The following is a 2,973-nucleotide window of genomic DNA, read 5'->3' on the forward strand; positions in this document are numbered from 1 at the left end:
GCCCGTCAGGTCTTTCAGTCCTCCGACGCCGGACGGCCGGTCGCGGGGCGGCCCGACACCGCCCGCCCCGGCGACGTCTGCGACCTGCCCAGCCGGCGCCGGCGCCAGCCCCTCGCCGCCCCCGCGGCCGGGCCCGCCGAGGCCCCCGCCCGTCCCGCCGGGCCCGGCCCGGCCGAGGACCCCGGGGCGCCCGCCCGCACCCCCGAGCGGGCCGCCCGGCACTGGAGCGCGCTCCAGCAGGGCACCGGCGAGGGCCGCGCCGCCGTGGCCGCCGCCGCCCGGGACGGTGCCACCCCGCCCCAGGGCGAACCCCCGTCCACGGGCGCACCCCAGTCAGCGGGCGAAGGCCCCACCCCCGAAGGAGCCGCGCAGTGAGCAGCACGCCCAGCCCGACCGCCACCGACGAGATCTCGTGGGTGCTCACCCCGCTGCTGGAGCTCCCGGGGGTGCTGCACGCCGTCATCGCCACCGGGGACGGCCTCGTCGAGGGCGCCTCGGACGGGCTCGGCCGCGCCTCCGCCGAGCGGGTCGCCGCGATGACCGCCACCGTCCACGCCGCCGCCCGGGCCTTCACCAGCGCCTTCACCGACACCGCCCAGCCCCGGCTGGCCCAGACCGTCGTCGAGTCCGACCTCGGCTACGCCGTCGTCGTCCCGGCCGGGGAGAACACCTCGCTCGCCGTCTTCACCACGCCCGAGGCCCAGCTCGGCAACGTGGCCTACCAGATGCAGGTCCAGGTCGCCGCCCTGGGCCGCGCGCTCGCGAGCCCGGCCCGGCAGCCCGACGGCACACCCCGGTCATGACCGGCGTACCCCGCAGGCGGATGGTGCCCGCCTACCTCGCCACCGGCGGCCGCACCCGCCCCGGCAGCGCCGGCTTCGAGCGGCTGACCGTGCTGTACGCGGCCCGCGCCGACCCGCCGCACGGGCTGGAACACGAACACGAACGGCTCTGGGAGCTGCTGCGCCCCGGCGCGCTGACCGTGGTGGAGGCCGCCGCGCACCTGCGCCTGCCGGTCAGCGCCACCGTCTTCCTCGCGGCCGATCTGGTCGAGGCGGGCTGCCTGAACGCCCGCGCGCCGATCCCGCGCGCCCAGCAGACCGACCGCTCCATCGTCGAGAGGCTCCTCGTTGGACTCCGCACGCTCCGGTAACCCGGCCCCCGGCGGCCCGGCCGACCGGCCCAGCCGGGTGGGCTACCTGCCCGACCCGGACCAGACGCTGATGAAGGTCGTCGTGGCCGGCCCGTTCGGGGTCGGCAAGACGACGCTCATCCGCACCCTCTCGGAGATCGCCACCCTGCACACCGAGGAGGCGATGACCGAGACCGGCCGCCCGGTCGACGACCTCGCCGACCTGCCGGAGAAGACCACCACCACGGTCGCCGTCGACTTCGGCCGGCTCACCCTGCCCGGCAACGTCGTGCTCTACATGTTCGGCACCCCCGGCCAGCGCCGCTTCTTCCCGCTCTGGCAGGACATCGCCCGCGGCGCCCTCGGCGCCCTGGTGCTCGCCGACACCCGCCGGCTCGCCGACTCCTTCGAGATCATGGACATGGTCGAGGAGCAGGGCCTGCCCTACGCCGTCGCCGTCAACGGCTTCCCGGACGCGCCCGTCCACTCCGTCGAGGTCCTGCGCGCCCACCTCGACCTGCACCCCGACACCCCGCTCGTGCTCTGCGACGCCCGCGAGCGCGGCGCCAGCCTCGACGCGCTGATCGCGCTCACCGAGCATGTCCTGCACGGCCTGCCGGCCGGCCCGGACCCCCAGGAGGGACCGTGACCACCGAGACCCGACCGACGCCGATCTACGGACCGGTGTTCGCCGCCGACCCGCACCTGGTCTACGACCGGCTGCGCCGCCACGGCGCCGTCGCCCCGGTCGAGGTCGCGCCCGGCGTGGAGGGCCTGCTCGTCACCGACTACCAGGCCGCGCTGGACCTCCTGCGCGACACCGACACCTTCTCCAAGGACTCCCGGGCCTGGCAGCGGACCGTCCCGCCGGACTCCCCGCTCCTGGTCGTGCTCGGCTACCGCCCCACCGCCCTGTTCAGCGACGGCGAGGTCCACGACCGCTACCGCGCGGTGATCACCGACGGCCTCAGGCTGCTCGAACCGCACGTGCTCCAGCGCCGCGTCGGCGAGGTCGCCCACCGGCTGATCGACCGCTTCGAGGCCGCCGGCACCGCCGACCTCATCGCCGAGTACGCCCGCCAGCTGCCGGTCTTCGTCTTCAACACGTGGTTCGGCGTGCCCGAGGAGCACAGCGACCGCCTGGTGGCCGGCATCTCCAAGATGATCGAGTCCACCGAGAAGGCCGTGGCCGCCTACGGGGACCTGCTCGCCGTGGTCACCGAGATGGTCGCCGACCGGCGCCGGCGCCCCCGGCACGACCTCACCTCCTGGTTCGTCACCCACCCGGCCGGGCTGGACAACGACGAGGTGATCCGGCAGATCACCCTGACCATGATCGCCGGGCACGAGCCGACCACCAACCTGATCGGCAACGCCCTGCTGCGCCTGCTCACCGACGAGCGCTACGCCGGCTCGCTGTTCGGCGGCGCGATGACCGCCTACCAGGCGATCGACGAGGTGCTGTGGCACGAGCCGCCGCTGGCCAACCTGTCGGCGCACTACCCGCGGTACGACATCACCTTCCACGGCCGCGAGATCAAGGCCGGCACCCTGATGCTGGTCTCCTACGCGGCGGCCAACAACCAGGCGGCGCCGCCGACCGACGGCGCCGAGCTGCGCAGCGGCGAGAGCGCCCACCTGGCCTGGGCGGCGGGCCCGCACGCCTGCCCGGCCCGGGACCCGGCCCTGCTGATCGCGATCTCGGCGATCGAGCAGCTGACCAGCCGGCTGAGCGACCTCGAACTCACGCTGCCCACCCAGGACTTGCTCTGGCGCCCGGGGCCCTTCCACCGCGCCCTGGTGAACCTGCCGGTCCGCTTCGCCCCGGTGGCCTCCTGACC

4 protein-coding genes and 1 pseudogene are annotated in these 2,973 nt (G+C 75.4%); all 5 read left to right on the forward strand.

Features of this window, described 5'->3' with window-relative positions:
• Positions 1 to 375, forward strand: a pseudogene (locus ACFXDE_RS43735) (hypothetical protein); the annotation flags it as partial.
• Positions 372 to 803: a roadblock/LC7 domain-containing protein gene (locus ACFXDE_RS43740; protein ID WP_380444406.1), complete on the forward strand. Its 432-nt coding sequence runs from the start codon at positions 372 to 374 to the stop codon at positions 801 to 803. The pseudogene ACFXDE_RS43735 and the gene ACFXDE_RS43740, both read left to right, overlap by 4 nt.
• Positions 800 to 1,153 carry a DUF742 domain-containing protein gene (locus ACFXDE_RS43745; protein WP_380499786.1) on the forward strand — a complete coding sequence of 118 codons (354 nt, stop codon included), beginning with the start codon at positions 800 to 802 and terminating at the stop codon, positions 1,151 to 1,153. Before ACFXDE_RS43740 ends, ACFXDE_RS43745 begins: the two co-directional genes overlap by 4 nt.
• Before the next feature lie 70 nt (positions 1,154 to 1,223).
• A complete protein-coding gene (locus ACFXDE_RS43750) occupies positions 1,224 to 1,781 on the forward strand; it encodes an ATP/GTP-binding protein (RefSeq protein WP_359961171.1) in 558 nt (185 codons plus the stop codon).
• A complete protein-coding gene (locus ACFXDE_RS43755) occupies positions 1,778 to 2,971 on the forward strand; it encodes a cytochrome P450 (protein WP_380499787.1) in 1,194 nt (397 codons plus the stop codon). The genes ACFXDE_RS43750 and ACFXDE_RS43755 overlap by 4 nt, the downstream gene beginning before the upstream one ends.
• Positions 2,972 to 2,973 lie beyond the last annotated feature (2 nt).

It is taken from the genome of Kitasatospora sp. NPDC059408, assembly GCF_042751525.1.
Lineage (GTDB): Bacteria > Actinomycetota > Actinomycetes > Streptomycetales > Streptomycetaceae > Kitasatospora.

Coding starts and splice junctions, on each gene's coding strand:
- ACFXDE_RS43745 (WP_380499786.1), top strand. CDS start 800: ATGACCGGCGTACCCCGCAGGCGGATGGTGCCCGCCTACCTCGCCACC.
- ACFXDE_RS43750 (WP_359961171.1), top strand. CDS start 1,224: ATGAAGGTCGTCGTGGCCGGCCCGTTCGGGGTCGGCAAGACGACGCTC.